The sequence below is a fragment of the Rheinheimera hassiensis genome (assembly GCF_022436675.1).
In the GTDB taxonomy this organism is placed as follows: domain Bacteria; phylum Pseudomonadota; class Gammaproteobacteria; order Enterobacterales; family Alteromonadaceae; genus Alishewanella; species Alishewanella hassiensis.
This window is the reverse complement of the sequence record NZ_JAKUJZ010000055.1, coordinates 1-258: the sequence shown is the minus strand read 5'-3', so window position 1 is coordinate 258 and position 258 is coordinate 1. Positions and strand designations below refer to the sequence as shown.

Sequence of the window (258 nt, the reverse complement as noted above, 5' to 3'; positions counted from 1 at the left end):
CGACGCATGGCGTTGTACCGAAAATTTAGCGTCGAGATAACCTTGAAAATTTGAGGGATGACCTCATTTAATCTCCAGTAGCAATTTCGACCCATCTTGGAGGTGTTATGCGTCTGGATCGTCTTACCAACAAATTCCAGCTTGCCCTCGCCGATGCCCAGTCACTAGCCCTTGGGCACGACAACCAGTTTATTGAACCGCTACATCTGATGAGCGCCCTGCTCAATCAGGAAGGGGGCACGGTTCGTCCACTATTAA

General features: G+C 49.6%; 1 protein-coding gene. It reads left to right on the top strand.

Annotation, left to right across the window (positions count from 1 at the left end):
• Nucleotides 1-107: 107 nt before the first annotated feature.
• The coding region (locus MJX74_RS21620) for a Clp protease N-terminal domain-containing protein (protein ID WP_240225083.1) at nt 108-258 on the top strand (151 nt) is incomplete at its 3' end.